This window comes from Mesorhizobium sp. M7A.F.Ca.AU.002.02.1.1 (assembly GCF_003998535.1).
In the GTDB taxonomy this organism is placed as follows: domain Bacteria; phylum Pseudomonadota; class Alphaproteobacteria; order Rhizobiales; family Rhizobiaceae; genus Mesorhizobium; species Mesorhizobium ciceri.
Genome location: NZ_RZPB01001338.1, coordinates 1 through 834 on the forward strand (window position 1 = coordinate 1; position 834 = coordinate 834).

1 protein-coding gene is annotated in these 834 nt (G+C 61.4%); it reads left to right on the plus strand.

The genetic code is table 11. The annotated features are described in order from the left end of the window. Nucleotides 1-171 precede the first annotated feature (171 nt). Nucleotides 172-834 (plus strand): P-type conjugative transfer protein TrbL (gene trbL / locus EN879_RS37560; protein ID WP_127274793.1); only part of this gene is annotated, 663 nt, incomplete at its 3' end.

The following is an 834-nucleotide window of genomic DNA, read 5'->3' on the forward strand; positions in this document are numbered from 1 at the left end:
CGAGGCCTGCAGGAGGGCTTGGGCCGAAAACCGCCGGCGTTTCCTGCGGCCATCCCGACCCGTGGCACCATACGCCGCTCCACCGATCGAGAAGGATCAGAGCCGGCTGCAGCCGCTGACCCCTTCGACCCCGGCCGATACCCAAGATACCCGTTCGAACACGGTGGCGCCATGAACGACACGGGCGTAATCGACCGCTTCCTGGAAACCTTTACCCGCTATATCGATTCCGGATTCGGCCTGCTCGGCGGCGAAGTGGCATTTCTCACCTCCACGCTGATCGTCATCGACATCACGCTTGCCGGCCTTTTCTGGGCATGGGGCGCTGACGAGGACATGCTGCATCGGCTGGTGAAGAAGACGCTCTATATCGGCTTCTTCGCCTTCATCATCGGCAACTTCAATCGCCTCGCCGGCATCGTCTTCGAGAGTTTCTCGGGGCTTGGACTGAAGGCAGGAGGATCAGCGCTCTCGGGCCCCGCACTCCTGCAGCCGGGCCGCGTCGCGCAGGTCGGCATCGATGCCGGCAATCCGATCCTCGAAGCCGCCAGCCAGCTGATGGGCTACGTCTCGTTCTTCGAAAATTTTGTCCAGATCGCAGTGCTTATGACCGCCTGGGCGATCGTGCTGATCGCGTTCTTCATTCTGGCCGTCCAGATCTTTGTCACGCTCATTGAGTTCAAGCTGACGACACTGGCAGGCTTCGTGCTGATCCCGTTTGCGCTGTTCAGCCGGACAGCCTTCCTCGCCGAGAAAGTCCTCGGCAACATCGTCGCGTCCGGCGTGAAGATCCTCGTCCTCGCTGTCATCGTCGGCATCGGCTCGGGTCTCTTC